The sequence below is a fragment of the Pseudoduganella ginsengisoli genome (assembly GCF_009720865.1).
Taxonomy (GTDB): domain Bacteria; phylum Pseudomonadota; class Gammaproteobacteria; order Burkholderiales; family Burkholderiaceae_D; genus Rugamonas; species Rugamonas ginsengisoli.
The window spans coordinates 70,188-88,411 of the sequence record NZ_WNLA01000002.1 but is presented as its reverse complement, the minus strand read 5'-3'; the positions used below and the strand labels follow the sequence as shown (position 1 = coordinate 88,411).

17 protein-coding genes are annotated in these 18,224 nt (G+C 62.4%); 11 read left to right on the top strand and 6 right to left on the bottom strand.

All coding sequences use genetic code 11. The annotated features are described in order from the left end of the window. Positions 1-12 precede the first annotated feature (12 nt). The 8 genes from GM668_RS05135 (at position 13) to GM668_RS05100 (ending at position 8,138) form a co-directional block, all read left to right on the top strand. A complete protein-coding gene (locus tag GM668_RS05135) occupies positions 13-975 on the top strand; it encodes a glycoside hydrolase family 43 protein (RefSeq protein ID WP_155437876.1) in 963 nt (320 codons plus the stop codon). A gap of 55 nt (positions 976-1,030) precedes the next feature. Then, entirely contained in the window at positions 1,031-1,972 is a 942-nt protein-coding gene (locus GM668_RS05130) for a LysR family transcriptional regulator (RefSeq protein ID WP_155437875.1), read from the top strand. 15 nt (positions 1,973-1,987) lie between these two features. Next, positions 1,988-3,322: a DUF3422 family protein gene (locus GM668_RS05125; RefSeq protein WP_155437874.1), complete on the top strand. Its 1,335-nt coding sequence runs from the start codon at positions 1,988-1,990 to the stop codon at positions 3,320-3,322. A 76-nt stretch (positions 3,323-3,398) separates the two neighbouring features. Next, the gene (gene bluB / locus GM668_RS05120; protein WP_155437873.1) at positions 3,399-4,103 is read left to right on the top strand and encodes a 5,6-dimethylbenzimidazole synthase; all 705 of its coding nucleotides are present in this window, start codon (positions 3,399-3,401) and stop codon (positions 4,101-4,103) included. A 374-nt stretch (positions 4,104-4,477) separates the two neighbouring features. Then, on the top strand, positions 4,478-5,860 hold the full coding sequence (locus GM668_RS05115; protein ID WP_155437872.1) for a pre-peptidase C-terminal domain-containing protein: 1,383 nt from the start codon (positions 4,478-4,480) through the stop codon (positions 5,858-5,860). Between the two features lie 37 nt (positions 5,861-5,897). After that, the gene (locus GM668_RS05110) at positions 5,898-6,305 is read left to right on the top strand and encodes a hypothetical protein (RefSeq protein WP_155437871.1); all 408 of its coding nucleotides are present in this window, start codon (positions 5,898-5,900) and stop codon (positions 6,303-6,305) included. Between the two features lie 161 nt (positions 6,306-6,466). After that, a complete protein-coding gene (locus GM668_RS05105) occupies positions 6,467-7,087 on the top strand; it encodes a glutathione S-transferase family protein (protein WP_155437870.1) in 621 nt (206 codons plus the stop codon). Between the two features lie 10 nt (positions 7,088-7,097). Further along, positions 7,098-8,138, top strand: a complete 1,041-nt coding sequence (locus GM668_RS05100; protein WP_229498948.1) for a pyridoxamine 5'-phosphate oxidase family protein — start codon at positions 7,098-7,100, stop codon at positions 8,136-8,138. Positions 8,139-8,141: 3 nt separating this feature from the next. On the opposite strand, the gene GM668_RS05095 is transcribed toward GM668_RS05100, so the two are convergent. Both GM668_RS05095 and GM668_RS05090 read right to left on the bottom strand, forming a co-directional pair. After that, a complete protein-coding gene (locus GM668_RS05095; RefSeq protein WP_155437869.1) occupies positions 8,142-8,549 on the bottom strand; it encodes a DNA-binding transcriptional response regulator in 408 nt (135 codons plus the stop codon). Beyond that, the gene (locus tag GM668_RS05090; RefSeq protein WP_155437868.1) at positions 8,524-9,045 is read right to left on the bottom strand and encodes a GAF domain-containing protein; all 522 of its coding nucleotides are present in this window, start codon (positions 9,043-9,045) and stop codon (positions 8,524-8,526) included. The genes GM668_RS05095 and GM668_RS05090 overlap by 26 nt, the downstream gene beginning before the upstream one ends. 142 nt (positions 9,046-9,187) lie before the next feature. Here GM668_RS05090 and GM668_RS05085 point away from each other — a divergent pair, with 142 nt between their 5' ends. Both GM668_RS05085 and GM668_RS05080 read left to right on the top strand, forming a co-directional pair. Next, positions 9,188-11,647: a penicillin acylase family protein gene (locus tag GM668_RS05085; RefSeq protein ID WP_155437867.1), complete on the top strand. Its 2,460-nt coding sequence runs from the start codon at positions 9,188-9,190 to the stop codon at positions 11,645-11,647. Positions 11,648-11,733: 86 nt separating this feature from the next. Continuing rightward, complete coding sequence (locus tag GM668_RS05080) at positions 11,734-12,663, top strand: sensor domain-containing diguanylate cyclase (RefSeq protein ID WP_155437866.1); 930 nt, start codon at positions 11,734-11,736, stop codon at positions 12,661-12,663. Here the strand turns inward: GM668_RS05080 and GM668_RS05075 are convergent. Next, positions 12,660-13,859 (bottom strand): acyltransferase family protein, encoded by a 1,200-nt coding sequence (locus GM668_RS05075; RefSeq protein ID WP_155437865.1) that lies wholly within the window; start codon positions 13,857-13,859, stop codon positions 12,660-12,662. The two genes, GM668_RS05080 and GM668_RS05075, sit on opposite strands and share 4 nt — an antisense overlap. 191 nt (positions 13,860-14,050) lie before the next feature. Between GM668_RS05075 and GM668_RS05070 the strand changes: the two genes are divergently transcribed. Next, entirely contained in the window at positions 14,051-14,623 is a 573-nt protein-coding gene (locus GM668_RS05070) for a type 1 glutamine amidotransferase domain-containing protein (RefSeq protein WP_155437864.1), read from the top strand. 81 nt (positions 14,624-14,704) lie between these two features. On the opposite strand, the gene GM668_RS05065 is transcribed toward GM668_RS05070, so the two are convergent. The 3 genes from GM668_RS05065 to GM668_RS05055 are packed head-to-tail and all read right to left on the bottom strand — an operon-like array spanning position 14,705 to position 18,167. Next, a complete protein-coding gene (locus GM668_RS05065; protein WP_155437863.1) occupies positions 14,705-15,424 on the bottom strand; it encodes a LytR/AlgR family response regulator transcription factor in 720 nt (239 codons plus the stop codon). Next, a complete protein-coding gene (locus tag GM668_RS05060) occupies positions 15,412-16,530 on the bottom strand; it encodes a sensor histidine kinase (RefSeq protein WP_155437862.1) in 1,119 nt (372 codons plus the stop codon). Before GM668_RS05060 ends, GM668_RS05065 begins: the two co-directional genes overlap by 13 nt. Before the next feature lie 5 nt (positions 16,531-16,535). Continuing rightward, positions 16,536-18,167 (bottom strand): Na+/H+ antiporter, encoded by a 1,632-nt coding sequence (locus tag GM668_RS05055; RefSeq protein ID WP_155437861.1) that lies wholly within the window; start codon positions 18,165-18,167, stop codon positions 16,536-16,538. Between the last annotated feature and the right edge of the window lie 57 nt (positions 18,168-18,224).

Genomic DNA, 18,224 nt, shown 5'->3' with positions numbered 1-18,224 from the left:
CGAGGAGACTCCATGCTAAAAAAGTCCGCGCTGGCTACCGCAGTAGCCGGCCTGGCGCTGTGCGCCCCTGCAACGGCGGGCAACCCGCTGTTTTCCGATATCTTCACGGCCGACCCGGCAGCGCTGGTGGACAACAACCGCGTGTATTTATACGTCGGCCACGACGAAGCGAAACCTGAAGACAAGGATTACGTGCTGAAGGAGTGGCGTGTCTATTCGTCGTGCGACATGAAGAACTGGAAGGCGCATGGCGCGCCGTTGAACGTGCAGACTTTCGCCTGGGCCAAGGCCGATGCGTGGGCTGCGGACATCACTAAGCGCAATGGCAAGTATTACTTCTATGCGACGGTCGAGCACAAGGACAAGCCGGGCAAGGCAATTGGCGTGGCCGTGTCGGACAGCCCAACGGGCCCATTCAAGGATGCGCGCGGCAGCGCCATCATTACCAATGACATGACCAAAGAGACCGATATCGCGTGGGACGACATCGATCCGGCCGTGTTCACCGACAAGAATGGCCAGGCGTACCTGTACTGGGGCAACCAGGTGCTGAAGTACGTGAAACTCAAACCCAACATGATCGAGTTTGAAGGCCCGATCCGCACGGTAGCGGTACCGCACTTCACGGAAGCGTCATACCTGCACCGCCGTGGGAACACATATTATTTATCGTGGTCGCGCCATTTCCCGGAAGAGACGGTATACTCCACCGGCCCGAGCGCAACCGGTCCCTGGACATACCGCGGCCTGATCATGGAAAAGAACGCGAACGTGAATACCATTCACCATGCGATTGTGGACTTCAATGGCAAGTCATACATCTTCTACCATAACGCCAAGTTGCCCGGCGGTGCGGAATTCCGCCGCTCCGTCGCGGTCGAAGAACTGCATTACAACGCGGATGGCACGATCCGCTTTGTTCCGCAGACTGACGAAGGTCCGGCGGGGAATCCCGCGCCTGGCTGTCAAGGGTGATATCGGCATTGCCGATATTGTGCAGGTTTGATATCGGTAATGATATGATCGCTGAATGGATACCCTGAACCCGAACTGGTTCCTGCGCGCCAGGCTCAAAACCCGCCAGCTGCTGTTATTGATCGCGCTGGACGAACACCGCAATATCCACCGTGCCGCGGAAGCGCTGCATATGACGCAGCCCGCGGCATCCAAGCAAGTCAAGGATCTCGAGGAAATGCTGGACGTGCGGCTGTTTGACCGGCTGCCGCGCGGTATGGAACCGACCATTTATGGCGAGACCATGATCCGCCATGCGCGCATGGCGCTCACCAGCCTGTCGCTGGCGCACGATGACGTGCTGGCGCTGAAGGCCGGCCTGGTCGGCCAGGTGGAAGTGGGCGTCATCATGACGCCGGCCATGGCGTTGCTGCCGCAAGCCATCGCCAAAGTCAAACAGCAGGCGCCGCTGCTGCGCATCGGCGTGCACGTGCAGCCGTCGAATGTGCTGATGGGGATGCTCCAGCACGGCAACCTGGATTTCATGATTGGCCGCATTCTTGAAAAAGAAGGTTCGGAAGGGCTGATCTATGAAGAATTGACGGAAGAACCGGCATGCGCCGTGGCCCGTCCTGCGCACCCGCTGCAGGAGCGCAAGGATTTGAAGCTGTCCGACATCTCCGGCCAGCCATGGATTTTGCCGCCGCCTGGCTCCATCATGCGCCACCGTTTCGACATGATGTTCCGCCGCGCCAGCCTGGAACCGCCTAGCAATGTGGTCGACACCACGGACATGCTGGTGGTGACGCCGCTGCTGCACCAGACTGATTCGCTGCACGTGATGCCGCTGGAAGTGGCGCGCTATTACGAATCGCTGAATATCCTGCGCATCCTGCCGATCGAGCTGCCATTCAAGATGGACGCTTTTGGCTTGATCCGCCAGCAGGACCACTTATTGTCGCCCGGCGCCGACTTGCTTTTGCGCGCCGTCCGTAACGCCGCCAAAGAAATTTACTAGTCTCCCCGCCCATCTATGCCCATTGTTTACTCCAGTTTGAACCACGCGATGCGCGTGCCGCTTGCCGCGGAAATCCACTCGCGTCCTTTCATGAAGCTCGAAGCGCCGGAGCTGATTTCCCATTTCGCGATTTACCGCAATCCTGACCTGGGTGCGGGCGCGCCCAGCGGCCATATCCACCACAAGACGCTCAATGCGCTGTGCGCGCATTTCGGCGTGTCGGCGCCGGCCAATGACGCCAAATACTTTTATCACGACTTTGGCAAGTTCCGCCTGAAGTGGGAATGCCATACGGAGTTTTCCACGTACACGTTTGCGCTGCGCCCCGATCTGGAATACACGACGGAGGAAGCGTTCGAGCATATGCCGGTGACGCACTTGCCGCAGGAATGGCTGCTGTCGTTGAAGGGCCGTGTCATGGTGGCGGCGCACGTGGCGCTGGAAAAGGGCGGTGCGGAAGTCGAATCGCTGCAGCGCATCTTTGAAGGCAATACGATGGCGGGCAGCCAGGTCATGCAGGGCGGCGAATTGTATAGCGACTTCGCGATCCAGTCGGACGGCTTTTCCCGTTTTGTCATCCGCGACGTCGGCATGCGCGCGCAGCAGGCGGGCCGCCTCGTGCAGCGTGTGCTGGAAATTGAAACGTACCGCATGTTTGCTTTGCTCGGCTTGCCGCAGGCGCAGCAAGCCGCACCGGCATTGAATGCCATCGAAGGCGAACTGGTGACGCTGGCGGCCGATATGGTGCAGACCGATGCCGCGCAAATTGAAGACGGCATGGGTGACGGCGTGGTTGAGCAAAAGCTGCTGGGTGAAATTACCCGCCTGGCGGCGCGCATAGAAAAGCTGTCGCTGGAAACCAGCTATCGCTTCTCGGCGTCGAAAGCGTACTTCCGCCTGGTGCATGCGCGTATCGATGAATTGCGCGAAATCCGGATCGAAGGGATTCCGAATGTGGCGGAATTCATGGACCGCCGTTTGACCCCTGCGATGAATACCTGCGAGGCCGTCGCGGCGCGGCAGGAAGCGCTGGCGCGGCGGGTGGCCAACACCAATGACTTGCTGCGCACCCGTGTGGGCATCATCCAGGAACAGCAAAACCGCAAGATTTTGCAATCGATGAACCGCCGCGCCGCGCAGCAATTGCGGCTGCAGCAGGCGGTGGAAGGCTTGTCAGTGGCGGCAATCTCGTACTACGTGGTCGGCTTGATCGGGTATTCGACCAAGGCGGTCAAGGCGGCGGGCATTATCGGCAATCCGGATGTGGTGATTGGATTGGCGGTGCCGGTGGTGCTGGGCGCCGTGTGGCTGTCGCTGCGGAATATGCATAAGCGCTTGCATACGGCGTAATATCTTCGCGGTTATTGAGAAGTATGCCGCTGCGTGCGGCATAATGCCGCCCTTGTGCACTCTTGCCGCTTCTCATATGACTGTTTCTTCCGACGCTTTCTCCGACGCCGAGCGCGCTGGCCTGTATCGAGCCATCCGCGAACGGCGCGATGTCCGTTCCCAATTCCTGCCCGCCCCCGTGCCGCCGGACGTGCTGGCGCGCCTGCTGCAGGCGGCGCATCACGCGCCATCGGTCGGCTTCATGCAGCCATGGGATTTCATTGTCATCGACAGCGTGGACGTGCGGCGGCAGGTGCATGCGATCTTCCAGCGGGAAAATCAGAAAGCACTGGACAACTATGAAGGCGACCAGGCTTCGCTGTACAAGCGCCTGAAGCTGGAAGGCATCCTGGAAAGCCCGCTGAACCTGTGCATCACGTGTGACCGCAGCCGTGGCGGCCCGCATGTATTGGGCCGCAACTCCATCATGGAAATGGATTTGTTCAGCGTGTGCCTGGCTGTGCAAAACCTGTGGCTGGCCGCGCGGGCCGAAGGGATCGGTGTGGGCTGGGTCAGTATTCTCGATCAGCAAGAGCTGGCGGCCACCCTGCAATTGCCGGAACACGTATATCCGGTGGCCTACCTGTGCATAGGCTATGTCAGCGAATTCCTCAGCAAGCCGGAACTGGAAGCCAAGGGCTGGCGTTCGCGCTTGCCACTGCCGCAGCTGGTGCATGGCAATGGCTGGGGGCTGGCGCTGGACAATGAGGCGCTTTTGGAAGCATTGGGAAGCGCTGTCTGACGTAATCGAGTCAGCGCGCCTGCCGGGTACGCCCTCAGGCTCCGGCTTCCTGTCTTCTCCCGCAGTTGGGGCAAACCTGTTTTCGCCGGGATGGCGATCCCTGTCTTGCCTGGCTGAACAGTATCAGCGCCTTCCCAATTCCCACCTGTTGTAGCGCGTAAAAAAATTTTCATGAACTAGTTGAATGTTCATTTTTTTACAGCTACAGTCAACGTCGCTGAATATTTATTTTCAGCGTGTAAAAATCTGAAAAGTTATTTACATTCCCTGGCTGGCCGGCATTCCGCTCGGCCGCGTCCCGCCGCACCCACGTTTCGCCCGAAGTCTTGCACATAAACGCACTGCACCCGCAGTCATAACAAATTGGAGATGACATGACGAGAAATTCGAAGTTGAAGGGGCTCCTGTTCGCAGGCGCCGCCCTGACGTGCCAGTGGTCCTTTGCGGCCTGCCTCACTGTCGAGACAGAGCCGAATAACACCGACACGCAAGCCAACACCGGGCTGTGTTCAGGCATGGCCGTCAGTGGCGCCATTTCGAGTTCTACCGATTACGACTGGTACAAGCTCGACGTGTCGGGCCCCGGGGCCATCGACATCAGCCTGACGCATGACGCCGGTATCGACCTGGACTGGTATCTGTACAAGGACACCGGTTCCTACGTTGCCTACCGCTCCACCACCAGCAATCCTGAAACCGGCAGCTACACGGCCACTGCGGCCGGCACGTATTACATTCGCGTCAAAAGCTATTCCGGCTCGGGGCGTTACACGCTGACCGCGACGTTCCCGCAAGGCGCCACACCGCCGGGCGGCGCCACGACGCCATGTACATTCCCGAACGGCGTCAACCTCGGCAAGACCGGCAATGCGACGCCGAAAGCCACCACCACCACTGGCGGTGTGGTGCTGATGGGCGGTGGTCCGGACGTGGACGAAGCCATCAAATGGATGAATGCGAAATCCGGCGGCGGCGACTTCGTCGTACTGCGTTCGACTGGCACCAATGCCTACAACGACTACATCTATGGGCTGGGCGGCGTCAATTCCGTGCAGACCTTGCTGATCACCAGCAAAGCGCAAGCCAATGACGCTTGCGTCGTGCAGACCATCAAGGCAGCCGGCGCCGTGTTCCTGGCAGGCGGCAACCAGGCTGACTACATTAATTATTTCAAGGGGCAGGGCGTGGGCGACGCGCTGAATTACCTGATCAATACCAAAAAGGCGCCGGTGGGCGGTACCAGCGCCGGCATGGCGATCCAAGGCCAGTATTACCATCCGGGCGGGGCGCCCGACGATACCACCGTGCTGCAAAAGCCGACGTCGGTGGCGATCGGCAACGCCTTCCTGTCAAATTCGCTGCTGAGCAATGTCGTCACCGACACGCACTTCGCGCAGCGCAACCGGCAGCCGCGCCTGACGTCGTTCATGGCCAGCAGCATTTATAACTTCACCGCGCCATGGTCCGGTATCCGCGGCATTTCCGCCGATGAAGGCACGGCAGCGGCCATCGACAGCGCGGGCGCCGCGCGCATTTATGGCGCCGGCAACGTCAACTTCGTGTCGGCCACGGGTGCGCCGGAAACCCTGGCGCCGAATACGCCGCTGACGTGGTACCTGAACCAGCAGGCATTGCGCGTCTACCAGGTGCCGGGCACCGCCACCGGCGCCAACACGTTTAACCTGGGCACCTGGACCGGCGCCGGCGGCAGCACGCATTACTGGTATTCCAGCAACGGCAGCTTTACGATGAACTGAACCACGGCCATCAATTTCACATCCAAAGGAAAACACTATGCAGAAATTCTCTAAGGCCGTGCTGGCGGCGCTGGTCATGGCAATGGGCGCCAGTGCCGGCGCGCAGGCTGCGGCAACCCAGGAATACGTGTATACGCCGGCCGCCGGCGTTCACGAAGTCAAATACTTCCACGCCTGCTATGACACCACTGACCCGGGTCCCCGCACCAAGGTCAACGTGGTTATGAAAGGGCTGGCCACGGGCGACGTGCGCATCGCGGCCCGCACGGTGGAAGCGGGCCAGCCGTCGACAGAAATGATTACTTTCCGGCTGAAGAACCTCGACGCCAGCCTGAGCGTGCAATTCCGCAGCAACGACGGCCCGCACTGCCAGCAGGGCGTGCAAAGCATCACATTCACTGACGCGGTGTTACGGGGCCGGGGCGAACTGAACGCGCTGCGCTAAGCGTTTTCATGCCGGGCGGGCGCTATGCACGTCCCCGCCCGGCAATGCGCATACGATCATTCCATTCAACGGAACAGTGAATTGCCGGGTGCAGTCATTCCCATATTTTCGGCAATAAAGCACACTGACGTCATTGCCCAACCACTTAAAGGAAATGACCGATGAAACTGTACTTCCACCCACTGTCCGGCCACGTACACCGCGCCCGCCTGTTCCTGTCGCTGCTGGGCTTGCAGCATGAGCTGGTGCAAGTGGATTTGCTCAAGGGCGAGCATAAGGCGCCTGAATTCCTGCGCTTGAACAGCTTTGGCCAATTGCCTGTGCTGGATGACAACGGCGTGATTGTTCCGGATTCGAATGCGATCCTGGTGTATCTCGCGCGCCGTGAAGGCCGTACCGACTGGCTGCCGCAAGGCGCGGTGGCGGAAGCGCGCGTGCAGCGCTGGCTGTCCGTGGCTGCTGGTGAAATCGCGTTCGGACCGGCAGCGGCGCGCGTCGTGCAACTGTTTGGCCGCGATGTCGACACCACGGAGATGATCGCCCGCGCGCACCGCATCCTGGCGCTGATCGATGGCGAACTGGCTGCCCGCCACTGGATCGCCGGCCTGGATACGGACAAGCCGACCATTGCCGATATCGCCCTGTACAGCTATATCGCCCGCGCGCCGGAAGGCAACGTGGACCTGTCCGAATACGGCAATGTGCGTGCGTGGCTGGCGCGGGTTGAAGCCTTGCCGGGCTTTGTGCCGATGGCTGTGACGCCAGTCGGCCTGGCTGCGTAAGGAGGCTGTCATGAACGGGACAGCCAGCAGCACTGCGCGCGAAAGCCGGGCCGGCGCCGAGCCACAATGCATGGTGGCGCCTGCGGGTGTCCCGGTTCAATCAGTACAGGATGCAGAACCGCCGTCGCCATGGCATGCGGGCGAAGTCGCCATGCAGCGCCTGGAAGGCGTGGCGGAACGGATGGACAGCGTAGGGCGCAAGGTGGTGCGGCCGTTTATGCCGGACCAGCACCGCGAGTTCTTTGCCCAGTTGCCGTTTGCCGTGCTGGGCGCGGTCGATCCGCAAGGCGATGTGTGGGCCACGTTGCGCAGCGGGACGCCAGGCTTCCTGCATTCGCCCGGCCCGCGTGTGCTCGATGCGCAATTGCCCCGCGTGCCGGACGATCCCGCCGATGCGGGCATGCAGGATGGCAGCGAGATCGCCTTGCTGGGCATAGAACTGCACACGCGCCGGCGCAACCGCATGAACGGCGTGTTGCGGCGCGGTCCGCAAGCGTCGGCACATATCGACGTCGTGCAATCGTTTGGCAATTGCCCGCAATACATCCAGCTGCGTGATTTTCAATTAACGAACACGCCAGCCGATGAACCGCAATGGCTGCCATCGCTGGATGGCGCAGCCGGGCAACTGATTGCCGCTGCCGACTCGTTTTATGTGGCGTCGTATGCCGACTTGCCGGATGGACACAGGCAAGTTGACGTGTCGCACCGGGGCGGGCTGACCGGGTTTGTACGGGTTGGCGAGGATGGAACGCTGACGGTGCCGGAATTCGCTGGCAACCTGTTTTTCAATACGCTGGGCAATTTCACCGTGAATCCGAAAGCTGGATTGGTCTTCGTGGATTTCGAAGGCGGACACTTGCTGCAAATGACGGGGACCGTGCGCATATTGGAACGCTTGCCAGGCAGCGCGGTGCAAGGGGCGCAGCGTTACTGGCAATTCACGCCGCGCCGTATCGTCTGGCGGCGCAATGCGCTGGGGATACGGTGGCAGCGGCAGGAACAGGGGATATCGCCGGCGGCGCTGCGCACGGGTACGTGGAGCCGCTGACAGTTAATTCGGCTTTTGTTCCGCCAGCGAAGCCAGCGCTTCCAGCAATACCCTGGCCCGGAACGGCTTGACAATGACCCGCGCGACTTGCCGCTCCTTCAGCTGCGTCAGCTGCTCGCCCGTGCAATTGCCTGCCATGACGGCGATCGGTATTTGAGGCGGTGAGGCGGAATCGCCGCCGCGCACCTGGTCCAGCAGCGCCAGGTCATGCGCGGCGCCGTCGTCGTCGATAGCAATGATGGCGCCGTCAAAAGGCCGCTGGCGCAGGATTTGCCGTGCCAGCGCCATGCTGGCGGCTTCGTGGATGTGCGCCAGTCCCAATGAGCGCGCCGTCAGCGCCACGGTCCGGCGCAGCATGGCTTGCGGCTCCACCAGCAGCACATTTTTATCCTGTGGCTTGCGCTCGGCCATCGGTTTTTCCTTTCGGCGACTGCAATTCCTGCATCACGAGACCGCGCAAGGTCGACAGGATCGCCATTTCTATATCGTCCAGCTGGCGCGGCTTGGTATCGATGATGCACAGCGTGCCCAGCGCATAGCCCTGCGGCGTGATCAGCGGTGCGCCGGCATAAAAGCGGATATTCGGATCGCCCGTCACCAGCGGGTTGTCGGCAAACCGGACGTCGGCTGCCGCATCGGGAATCACCATGATTTCGCCACGCATGATGGCGTGGCCGCAAAACGACACGTCGCGGCCGGTTTCGCACGCCGTCAAGCCCACATTGGATTTAAACCATTGCCGCTCGCTGTCTATCAGGGAAATCAGCGCGATCGGCACGTCGAATTCCGCCACCGCGAATTCAACGATGCGGTCGAAGCGTTCTTCGCGCGGCGTGTCAAGAATCAGCAGCGCATACAGGGCGGCGAGGCGTTCGGCTTCATTGTCCGGGGTGGGGGCGGCAATCATGGCAGGGCGGAACGGTGGCGATGTGGCCACTGTAGCAGGAAAGCGAGGCGAATTGAAGTTACAAAATTGCGGCCCCGTTCACGTTGGACTTCTGGCAATATTCCCGCTTCAACAAGATCAATTCGCAATGACGAGGGCTGGTATGCAAAAGGCGGGACTGGGGACGTGGATCAAACGCATTGTGCTGGGGGGGCTGCTGCTGGTTGCCCTGGCGGCGCTGGCAATCTGGTTCTTCCTGCGCGGCAGCCTGGCGCAGCTGGACGGCCGGCGCAATGTGCCGGGATTGTCGGCCGACGTCACGGTAGCCCGCGATGGCCAGGGCGTTCCCACGATTACCGGTAAAAACCGCCTTGATATCGCGTATGCCACCGGCTTCGTGCATGCGCAAGAACGCTACTTCCAGATGGATTTGCTGCGCCGTTCAGCGGCCGGTGAATTATCGGAATTATTTGGCCCGAAAGCGCTGCCGCTGGACAGGGACCACCGCCTGCACCGTTTCCGCGCCCGCGCCCAGCAAGCGGTTGACGCCATGCCTGCCGCTGAAAGAGCGCTGCTGGACCGCTATGTCGCGGGTGTCAATGACGGCTTGAACAACCTGGGCGCCCGTCCGTTTGAATATGGGCTGGTGGGCATGGCGCCCAAGCCTTGGGCCGCGGCCGATTCACTGCTGGTCGGCTGGGCCATGTTCTTTGATTTGCAGGGGGCGCAGGAAGCGCGCGAACTGGCGCGCGGCTGGGTCAGGGAGAACACGACGGCGGAACAATTGGCCGTACTGTTGCCGGAATCGACCAGATGGGATGCGCCGCTGGATGCGGACGACATCCCGCCTGCCAATGCGCCATTCCCGGCACAGGCGCCTGCATGGTGGGGCAAGGCTGGCGCTGCCGACTCGAAGCGGCTGGCGCTCCGTGGCGCGCAGCCGGCCGGCGAACTGTATGGCGTGGCGCAAGCCGGCAGCGGCGAGGCGGCTGGACTGGTGGGCAGCAATAACTGGGCCGTGGCGGGCAGCCGCAGCCAGGATGGCGGCGCCATCGTGTCCGACGACATGCACCTGGGCTTGCAACTGCCGCACATCTGGTACCGCGCCGTATTGATGGTGCCGCACCATGGCGAATCGCGCCGCGTGGTGGGCGTGACGTTGCCGGGCACGCCGATGATGATCGTGGGCAGCAATGGCCATGTGGCGTGGGGCTATACCAACAGCTATGGCGATTACCTGGACCTGGTGGCGCTGCAGACGGACGCTTCGCGCCCGGGCGAAGTGCGCACGCCGGGCGGCTGGGAAAAGGCCGTGGTCCATGACGAACCGATCCTCGTGAAAGGTGCGCCTGCGGACCCGTTCAAGGTCACGGAAACGTCGCTGGGCCCCGTGCGTGAAATCGGCAAGGGCCCGGATGTGCGCCGCTATGCGCTGCACTGGGTGGCGCACGCGCCGGGCGCCGTGAATTTCAACGCGATGCGGCTGGAGGGCGCAGACACGCTGGATGAAGCGCTGTCCATTGCCAACACCATGGGTATCCCCGCGCAAAACTTTGTCGCGGGGGATAACAAAGGCAATATTGGCTGGACCATTGCGGGCGCGCTGCCGAAACGCGCGCAGCCCGGCATCGCATCGACCTTCCCGCTGGTGGCGGACACCGCACAGGCAGGCTGGCAGGGCATGCTGGCGCCAGCCGGCTACCCGCAAGTGCGCAATCCGGCCAATGGCCAGCTCAGCACCGCCAACAGCCGCCAGTTGCAGGGCGCTGGCGCGCAATTGCTGGGCGATGGCGGGTTTGACCTGGGAGCGCGTACCCGCCACGTGCGCGACAGCGTGGCGGCGCTGGGCGCCAAAACGGATGAGCAGGGCGTCTACAGCGTGGCGCTGGATGACCGCGCCATCTTCATGGGCACGTGGCGCGACCGCGCGCTGGCGGTGCTCGACGCGCAAGCCGTTGCCGGCCATCCCGCGCGCCAGGAAGCCCGCGCGCTGCTGGAAAAGAGCTGGAGCGGCCGGGCCAGCGTGGATTCCGTCGGCTACCGGATTGCCCGCACCTTCATGTGGTCGCTGTATGAAAACCTGTATGGCGGCGCCAATGTGGAACTGGCCAAGCTCAATGAAAAATCCGATATGGTGGCGGCATCGACCCGCTGGCCTGCCGTCGTGGCGCGCCTGCTGGACGAACAGCCGGCAGGCTGGCTGCCGCAGCAATATGCAAGCTGGCAAGCGCTGCAATTGGCGGCGCTGGACCGCGCCGTGGCGGAATTGACCAAGGATGGCAAGAAGCTGGCCGACGCCACGTGGGGCGCGCGCAACCAGCAAAACATCGTGCACCCGATTGCCAATGCCGTACCGGCGCTGCGCCCTTGGCTGTCGGCGCCAGCCGATCCGATGCCGGGCGATTCCAACATGCCGCGCGTGGCTGCGCCGAAATTCGGCCAGTCGGAGCGCATGGTGGTGTCGCCGGGCCATGAAGAACGGGCGATTTTCAACATGCCGGGCGGCCAGAGCGGGCATCCGCTGTCGCCTTATTTCCTGGCAGGCCACGCCGACTGGGTGGCAGGAAAAACCACGCCATTGTTGCCGGGCGAAACCAAACACCTGCTTACTTTTGTCAAATAGCGGTGCATAATGACGAAATACTAAGCAGTGGATGCCGGCCTGCATGTCCGGCGCCCGTTGATTAAGATTGCCGGAGGGTAGCCGTCATGATCAATGATTTCGCCAGCGCGTCGAAGGCGTGCATGGAATTCCTCCATGCACGGCTGGGTTTCCAACTGTGGATGGTGACGCGGACTGAAGGGGATGACTGGATAGTGCTGTCAGCCGACGACCACGGCTACGGCGTCAAGCCTGGCCAGGTGTTCCGCTGGAGCGACTCGTTTTGCTACCGCATGATGCTGGGACAGGGCCCGCATATGGCGCCCGATGTGCGGCGGGTGGAAGCATACGCCAGTGCGCCCATTGCCCGGCAACAGGATATCGGCGCGTACGTCGGCTTGCCGCTGATGCGCGCGGATGGCTCGCTGTTCGGCACACTGTGCGCCATCGACCCCCGCCCGCAGCCGGTCGACATCGTCAAGGAACTGCCGATGCTGCAATTGATGGTGGAAATGCTGAACGGCCTGCTGAATGCGGAACTGGCTGCCGCCGATGCGCGCCGCCGCGCTGAACGGGCAGAACTGGAAGCCACCCGCGACGAATTGACGGGGCTGTACAACCGGCGCGGCTGGAGCATGCTGTTGTCGCGCGAAGAAGAACGCTGCGCCCGGTATGGCCATCCGGCCTGCGTCGTGTCGATCGACCTCGATGAACTCAAACTCACCAATGATACGCAGGGCCATGGCGCGGGCGACGCGCTGCTGGTGCGTGCCGCCCAGGTATTGACGTCGCTGACGCGCAGTTCCGACGTCATTGCCCGGCTGGGCGGCGATGAATTTGCCATGCTGCTGGTGGAATGCGATTACTACGATGCGCAAATACTGTTGCAGCGCATGCAGGCGAAAATGGCGCTGCATGATGTGAAGGCTTCGACGGGCATGGCGATGCGCAAGCCGGGCTACGATTTGCACGAAGCATTTGCGCTGGCTGACGCGGAAATGTACCGCGCCAAGCGCTCGCGCAAGTTGCTCAATTAAGCCGCGGCCTGGGTTGCCGCTGGCACGGCCTGGACTGGCCGTGCCGCGCGTCCCAGTCCAAACAGGGGGCGCAGCAGCGGTATCCGCCGCACTACTTCAAAGATGCCGAAACTGGCGGACAAGGTCATGACGATCAGCAGCACGGCTTCCAGCACGGGACCGTGGTGGGCCGGCTTGATGAGCTGGGAAAACACGATGATCAGGGTCTGGTGCAGGATATAGACGGGGAACACGGCTTCCGTCAGGTAGCGCCGCTTCGCGCTGTCGAATTGCAGGTGGCGGTGGCCGAAGCCGCACACGGCCAGGATGGCGCTCCACTGCACCAGCGCATACAGCACGCGCTGCGCATCCTGCCACAACCCAATCTGGCCCGGCGGCATCTGGTCGGTAATGGCGTAATAAGACATCAGGAACGCCCAGCCGCCCAGCGCCGTGCCCAGCGCGCCAAAGCGGATGTTTTCCATGCGCTGCCACAGCGCGCCATGGAACGCCACCATCGCGCCCAGCATGAAGATGGGGAAATACGTGGCATGGTTGTGCCAGTCCCACACCAGGTTATTCGTATGGGGAAATTTGTTCAGCAGCGCCAGGCGGCCGATGGCCAGGATGGCGACCGGCAATACCACCAATTTCCAACCGGACATAGCGTTGGCAACGGACGTCCCCAGCTGTTGCCAGCGTGGCCGTCCCAGTACGGCGGCCAGCGCGGCCAGCAACAGGCAATACACCCACAGGTAAGGCAAGAACCACAGGTGGTTCCAGGTCGGCAAGGTCAGGCAATCGGTACCCCGGCAAAAACCGTGATACGCGTTGACGTATAGCTTCATAAAGTCCAGGTAGCTGCCCTGGTAGGCGACTTTTTCCACCACTTCGAAGTACGGCTGCGGCGGCACGATGACAAGCATGCCGAACACCAGTGGCACCAGCAGGCGCACACTGCGCTGGCGGGCAAACGCGCCTGCGCCGGCTTTGTTCAGCAGGAACGCGGCCGCCACGCCGGACACGAGGAATAGCAGCGACATGCGCCATGGCGACGACAGCATCATGAAAGCCTCGATGGTGTCGCTGGCGTGCGGGCTTTTCACGTGCCAGTCCCAGTTCACGTAATACATGCCCGTGTGATACAGCACCAGCAGGAAAAAGGCGGCGATGCGGATCCAGTCCAGGAAATACAGGCGTTGCTGTGAAGAGTGCATGGTGGTTATCCAGTTCAGGGTTGCAATACCGGCAGCGTAGCGGGCCGGGCGGGCTGCCGCGAGCGGAATGGGGCGAAGCGGGGGCGGGCAGGGGCGAGCCGGGGAATGGCGATGCCGGCAGGCACGCTAGCGCCACCGTCCGCCTGCATTGCTTACCATCGTCGCGTGCCCATTTCACAAAGGAGGACAATATGGCTCAGCAATCAGCCCAGGCGGCGCTGCGTGGCAAACGGGTGGCCGTGCTGATGACGGACGGTGTCGAACAGGTGGAATACACGAGTCCCCGCGAATTCCTGGAACAGCATGGCGTGCAAGTCACGCTGGTGTCGCCCAAGCCGAAAGGCGACGAAGTGCAGGGGTTCAACCACTTCGAGCCGGGTGACAAATTCCAGGTGGAACTCGACGTGCGCGACGCGCGTCCGGTGGAGTTCGATGCGCTGCTGTTGCCGGGTGGTGTCGCGAACCCCGACCAATTGCGGCTGAACATGGAAGCGATTACGTTCATCCGCGAATTCGCGCGGGAAAACAAGCCGATCGCCGCCATTTGCCACGGCCCGTGGACGCTGATCGATGCCGGTATTGCCAAAGACAAGCAATTGACCAGCTGGCCCAGCTTGCAGGAAGACTTGCGCAATGCGGGGGCGCACTGGCGTGACCAGGAGGTGGTGGTCGATGGCAAGCTGGTGACCAGCCGCAAACCCGACGATTTACCGGCGTTTAATGAAGCCTTGCTGGCGGAATTGCAGGGCGGGGCGCGGCATTAAGCAGTAATAGGCGGTTTTAAGGGGCCGTAGCGGCAAGCAGCGCTGGTCCGTGCCGCATCCGGTGCGCGGTCGCCAGGGTGCTCAGCCGGCAAGGGCTGCCATGACGGCCGCGCGGTGCTGGCGGCTGAGAGGCGCGCGCATGCCGCCGGCCAGGATTAATTCGCCGTCCCCCTTGTCATCGACTGCCATGCTTTCCACCGCCGCAATGCGCACGGCGGCGCGGCGGTGGCAGCGGATAAATGCGGAGCCCAGGCTGTCCAGCAGCGCGGACAAGGTTTGCCGCAGCAGCGGGCTGCCGGACGCCGTGTGCAGCGCCACGTAATTGTCCGCCGTCTCCAGCCACCGGATGTCGTCGGTCCGGACGATGCGGGTGACGCCCCGTTCCGTGACCAGCAATTGCCTGACGGGCTGTCCCGCCAGCGCGGGCGCCTGCTGCGCGCTGCGCGCGGACAGGCGCTCACGGACCCGCTGCACGGCGCGCTGCAAGCGTTCTGCGTCGTAGGGCTTCAGCAGGTAATCGACCGCGCACGCATCGAAGGCGCGCACGGCATATTCATCGAAGGCCGTGACAAACACCACCAGCGGTGCGGGTGAGGGCAGCGAAGCGGCCACGTCGAAGCCGCCCACTTCCGGCATCTGGATATCGAGGAACAGCACGTCCGGCGCGAAGGCGACGGCCAACTGCAATGCTTCCACGCCGTCGCGGGCTTCTTCGATGGCGGTGATGTCCGTTTCCTGCACCAGCAGGCGGCGCAGCTTGTCCCGTGCGGGACGTTCGTCGTCAACGATCAGCACACGCATGGCAATCGCATCTCTGCCCGCACGCCGGCGGGCTCCAGTTGCAGCAGTTTTAACGTAGCGGCGTCGCCATGCAGTGCGGACAGGCGCGCTCGCAGGTTGCGCAAGCCAACGCCGCTGCCGGACGCTTGCGCGTGAGCCCCCTGGCCGGCCGGTTCTGCGCCGTGCGCCGCCGGCGCATGCCGTGCGTCCGCACCCAGCCGGCCGCAATTGTCTTCGATGCGCAGCACCAGTTCGCCTTCATCGCGCAGCGCGGCAACCGTGATGCAGACTGGCTGCCGCAGCTTTTCCACCGTGTGCTTGAACACATTTTCCAGCAATGGCTGCATGCTCATGGGCGGCACTTGGCATGCCAGCACGGCGTCATCGACGTGCCACGCGATTTGCACGCGGTCGGCAAAGCGCTCGGCCATCAATTGCGCATAGCCCCGCAACAGCTTGAGTTCTTCCGCCAGCGGCGCCTGCTGGCGGTCGCCGTGGTCCAGCGATGCACGCAGCATGTCGGACAGGCGCACCAGCAGCATGTCGGCGCGGTCCGCATCGGAATGGATCAGCGACGAGATCGTGTTCAGTGCATTGAACAGGAAATGCGGCTGCATTTGCTGCGTCAGTTGCTGCAATTGCGCCTGGCGCAGCAGGGTTGCTGCCTGTTCGGCGCGGATTTTTTCTTCCATCAGCGCGCGGTAAGACAGCAAGCCAAACTGGATCACGACGAAAATCCCGAAGAAGATGGAAATCTTGATGTCTTCATACAGGAAGGTTTCCGGCCAGCCCGCATGTTGATACGTGTCGCCCGCCAGCGCATAGACGCCGTGACGGATGGAAAAGGCGATCGGCACGAACAGCGTCCAGTACGCCAGCGCCCACGGCAGCTGGCGCGCGAACCAGCGCAGTGGCTGGCCAAGCAAATGGTCGTAACGCCGTGTGTAGCGGCGCTGCAAGACCAGCAGCGTGGTGGCGGTCAGTGCGGACGAGCCTTCCCACAGCACGGGCTTCCATAAGCCGGACTCGCCATCGCGCACCATGTCGAATACGGCCGTGATGATCATCAGCGCCCAGAACAGCACCCAGGCGGCCGTCACGGTGTAGGTGGTGCGGCGGCTGTTCATGCCGGTCAGCGGAAACGGGCTTCAGACAAGTCGACTTCGCGCACCAGCTTGCGGGAAATCTCGTCTGAAATGTGGCCGTGGCGGGCCAGGTTGTAAATGGCTTTGCGCTCGGCGGCCAGCGCCGCCATCCGCAATTCTTTTTCCGCATTGTCCATCTTGCGGTAGCGGCGGCCTTCATCGTGTTCCGCATATTCGACCAGCCGGTGTTTGTACAGTGCGATGACGCGCGATGCTGCTTGCGGATACACGTCGGGTTCGAGGCTGGTGGACATCAGGTCGATCTGCGCCCGTTCAATGGCGGCAATGGCGGCATTGGCCGCCACTTCGCGGGCGCGGTCTTCTTCCTGCTGTTCGTGCGGCTCTTCGGGGAAATCCATGCCGTTCAGCAGCCGGGGCAGGCCGATGCTGGCCACTGCCAGTGAAATCAGGATCACGGCGCTGGCCAGGAAGATCGTCAAATCGCGAGCCGGGAATTCCTGGCCATTGTCCAGCACCAGCGGCAGCGTCATGACGCCGGCCAGTGTGATGGCGCCCCGCACGCCGGCCAGCGACGTGGCCAGCAGCAGGCGCCAGTGCGGGCGTTCGGCGGCTTCCCCTGCGCGGCTTTTCTTATACAGCGTCAGGCGTAGCGTTGCCCACACCCAGATGAAGCGCAGCGCCATCAAGCCCAAGCTGATGGCAAACGCATACAGCACCAGCCACCAGGAATTCACGTGGCCGACGTCTTCCAGCGATGCTTTGGCGCCTTTCAAAATGTGCGGCAACTGTTCGCCCAACAGCACGAACATGACGCCGTTCAGCGAAAACTGCACGGTATCCCACACGGCGGAGCGCTGGATGCGGGTGGCGGCGTGCGCGTGGCCGCTCAATTCCACGTAGCTCATGGCGACACCGGCTGCGACGGCAGCCAGGATGCCGGAAGCGTGCACGTGTTCCGCCGCCAGGTAGGCGCCAAACGGCATCAGCAAGTTGACGAGGATGGGGGATCCGGGCGGTTCGCCAAAATGGCGCGTCAGCCAGCGCTGGGTCCACGTGATGGCGGCCGTAACGGTGACGCCCATGGAAATGCCGCCCACCACCAGCCACACGAATGTCAGCGTGGCGGAGGTCAGCGAAAATTTGCCGGTCACTGCGGCCAGCACGGCAAAGCGGAAGCATACGAGGCCGCTGGCATCGTTCAGCAACGATTCGCCTTCGAGGATGTGCATCAGGCGCTTGGGGATGGGCGTGCGGGACGCGATGGCGGACACGGCAATCGGGTCCGTGGGCGACACGATGGCGGCCAGCGCAAACGCAACAGCCAGCGGCATGGCGGGGATCAGCAAATGAATCAGCAAGCCGGCGCCGATTACGGTGAAGATGACGAGGCCAAACGCCAGTTCCAGAATCACGGCCTTGTCGCGTAACAGCCCGGTTTTGGGGATGCGCCAGCCATCGAGGAACAGCAGCGGAGGCAGGAACAGCAGGAAAAAGAATTCAGGATCGAGCGCAATGCCGTGCGTTGACAGGGCGGCAATCAGGAAGCCCAGGCCGATCTGCACCAGCGGCAGCGGTACGCCGACAGGCAGCAGGCGGACCAGGTAAGCGCTGGCCACCACGGCCAGCAGCATGGCCAAGACTGTTTCAATTGCATCCATTCTGAATTCGTTGTATTCGCTGTATTCGTTGTTTAAAGGCAAGCTTGCATTATAAAG

Bases quoted from the DNA above. Each gene is read 5' to 3' on its own strand.
- GM668_RS05135 (WP_155437876.1), top strand. From the start codon at position 13: ATGCTAAAAAAGTCCGCGCTGGCTACCGCAGTAGCCGGCCTGGCGCTG.
- GM668_RS05130 (WP_155437875.1), top strand. From the start codon at position 1,031: ATGGATACCCTGAACCCGAACTGGTTCCTGCGCGCCAGGCTCAAAACC.
- GM668_RS05125 (WP_155437874.1), top strand. From the start codon at position 1,988: ATGCCCATTGTTTACTCCAGTTTGAACCACGCGATGCGCGTGCCGCTT.
- bluB (WP_155437873.1), top strand. From the start codon at position 3,399: ATGACTGTTTCTTCCGACGCTTTCTCCGACGCCGAGCGCGCTGGCCTG.
- GM668_RS05115 (WP_155437872.1), top strand. From the start codon at position 4,478: ATGACGAGAAATTCGAAGTTGAAGGGGCTCCTGTTCGCAGGCGCCGCC.
- GM668_RS05110 (WP_155437871.1), top strand. From the start codon at position 5,898: ATGCAGAAATTCTCTAAGGCCGTGCTGGCGGCGCTGGTCATGGCAATG.
- GM668_RS05105 (WP_155437870.1), top strand. From the start codon at position 6,467: ATGAAACTGTACTTCCACCCACTGTCCGGCCACGTACACCGCGCCCGC.
- GM668_RS05100 (WP_229498948.1), top strand. From the start codon at position 7,098: ATGAACGGGACAGCCAGCAGCACTGCGCGCGAAAGCCGGGCCGGCGCC.
- GM668_RS05095 (WP_155437869.1), bottom strand. From the start codon at position 8,549: ATGGCCGAGCGCAAGCCACAGGATAAAAATGTGCTGCTGGTGGAGCCG.
- GM668_RS05090 (WP_155437868.1), bottom strand. From the start codon at position 9,045: ATGATTGCCGCCCCCACCCCGGACAATGAAGCCGAACGCCTCGCCGCC.
- GM668_RS05085 (WP_155437867.1), top strand. From the start codon at position 9,188: ATGCAAAAGGCGGGACTGGGGACGTGGATCAAACGCATTGTGCTGGGG.
- GM668_RS05080 (WP_155437866.1), top strand. From the start codon at position 11,734: ATGATCAATGATTTCGCCAGCGCGTCGAAGGCGTGCATGGAATTCCTC.
- GM668_RS05075 (WP_155437865.1), bottom strand. From the start codon at position 13,859: ATGCACTCTTCACAGCAACGCCTGTATTTCCTGGACTGGATCCGCATC.
- GM668_RS05070 (WP_155437864.1), top strand. From the start codon at position 14,051: ATGGCTCAGCAATCAGCCCAGGCGGCGCTGCGTGGCAAACGGGTGGCC.
- GM668_RS05065 (WP_155437863.1), bottom strand. From the start codon at position 15,424: ATGCGTGTGCTGATCGTTGACGACGAACGTCCCGCACGGGACAAGCTG.
- GM668_RS05060 (WP_155437862.1), bottom strand. From the start codon at position 16,530: ATGAACAGCCGCCGCACCACCTACACCGTGACGGCCGCCTGGGTGCTG.
- GM668_RS05055 (WP_155437861.1), bottom strand. From the start codon at position 18,167: ATGGATGCAATTGAAACAGTCTTGGCCATGCTGCTGGCCGTGGTGGCC.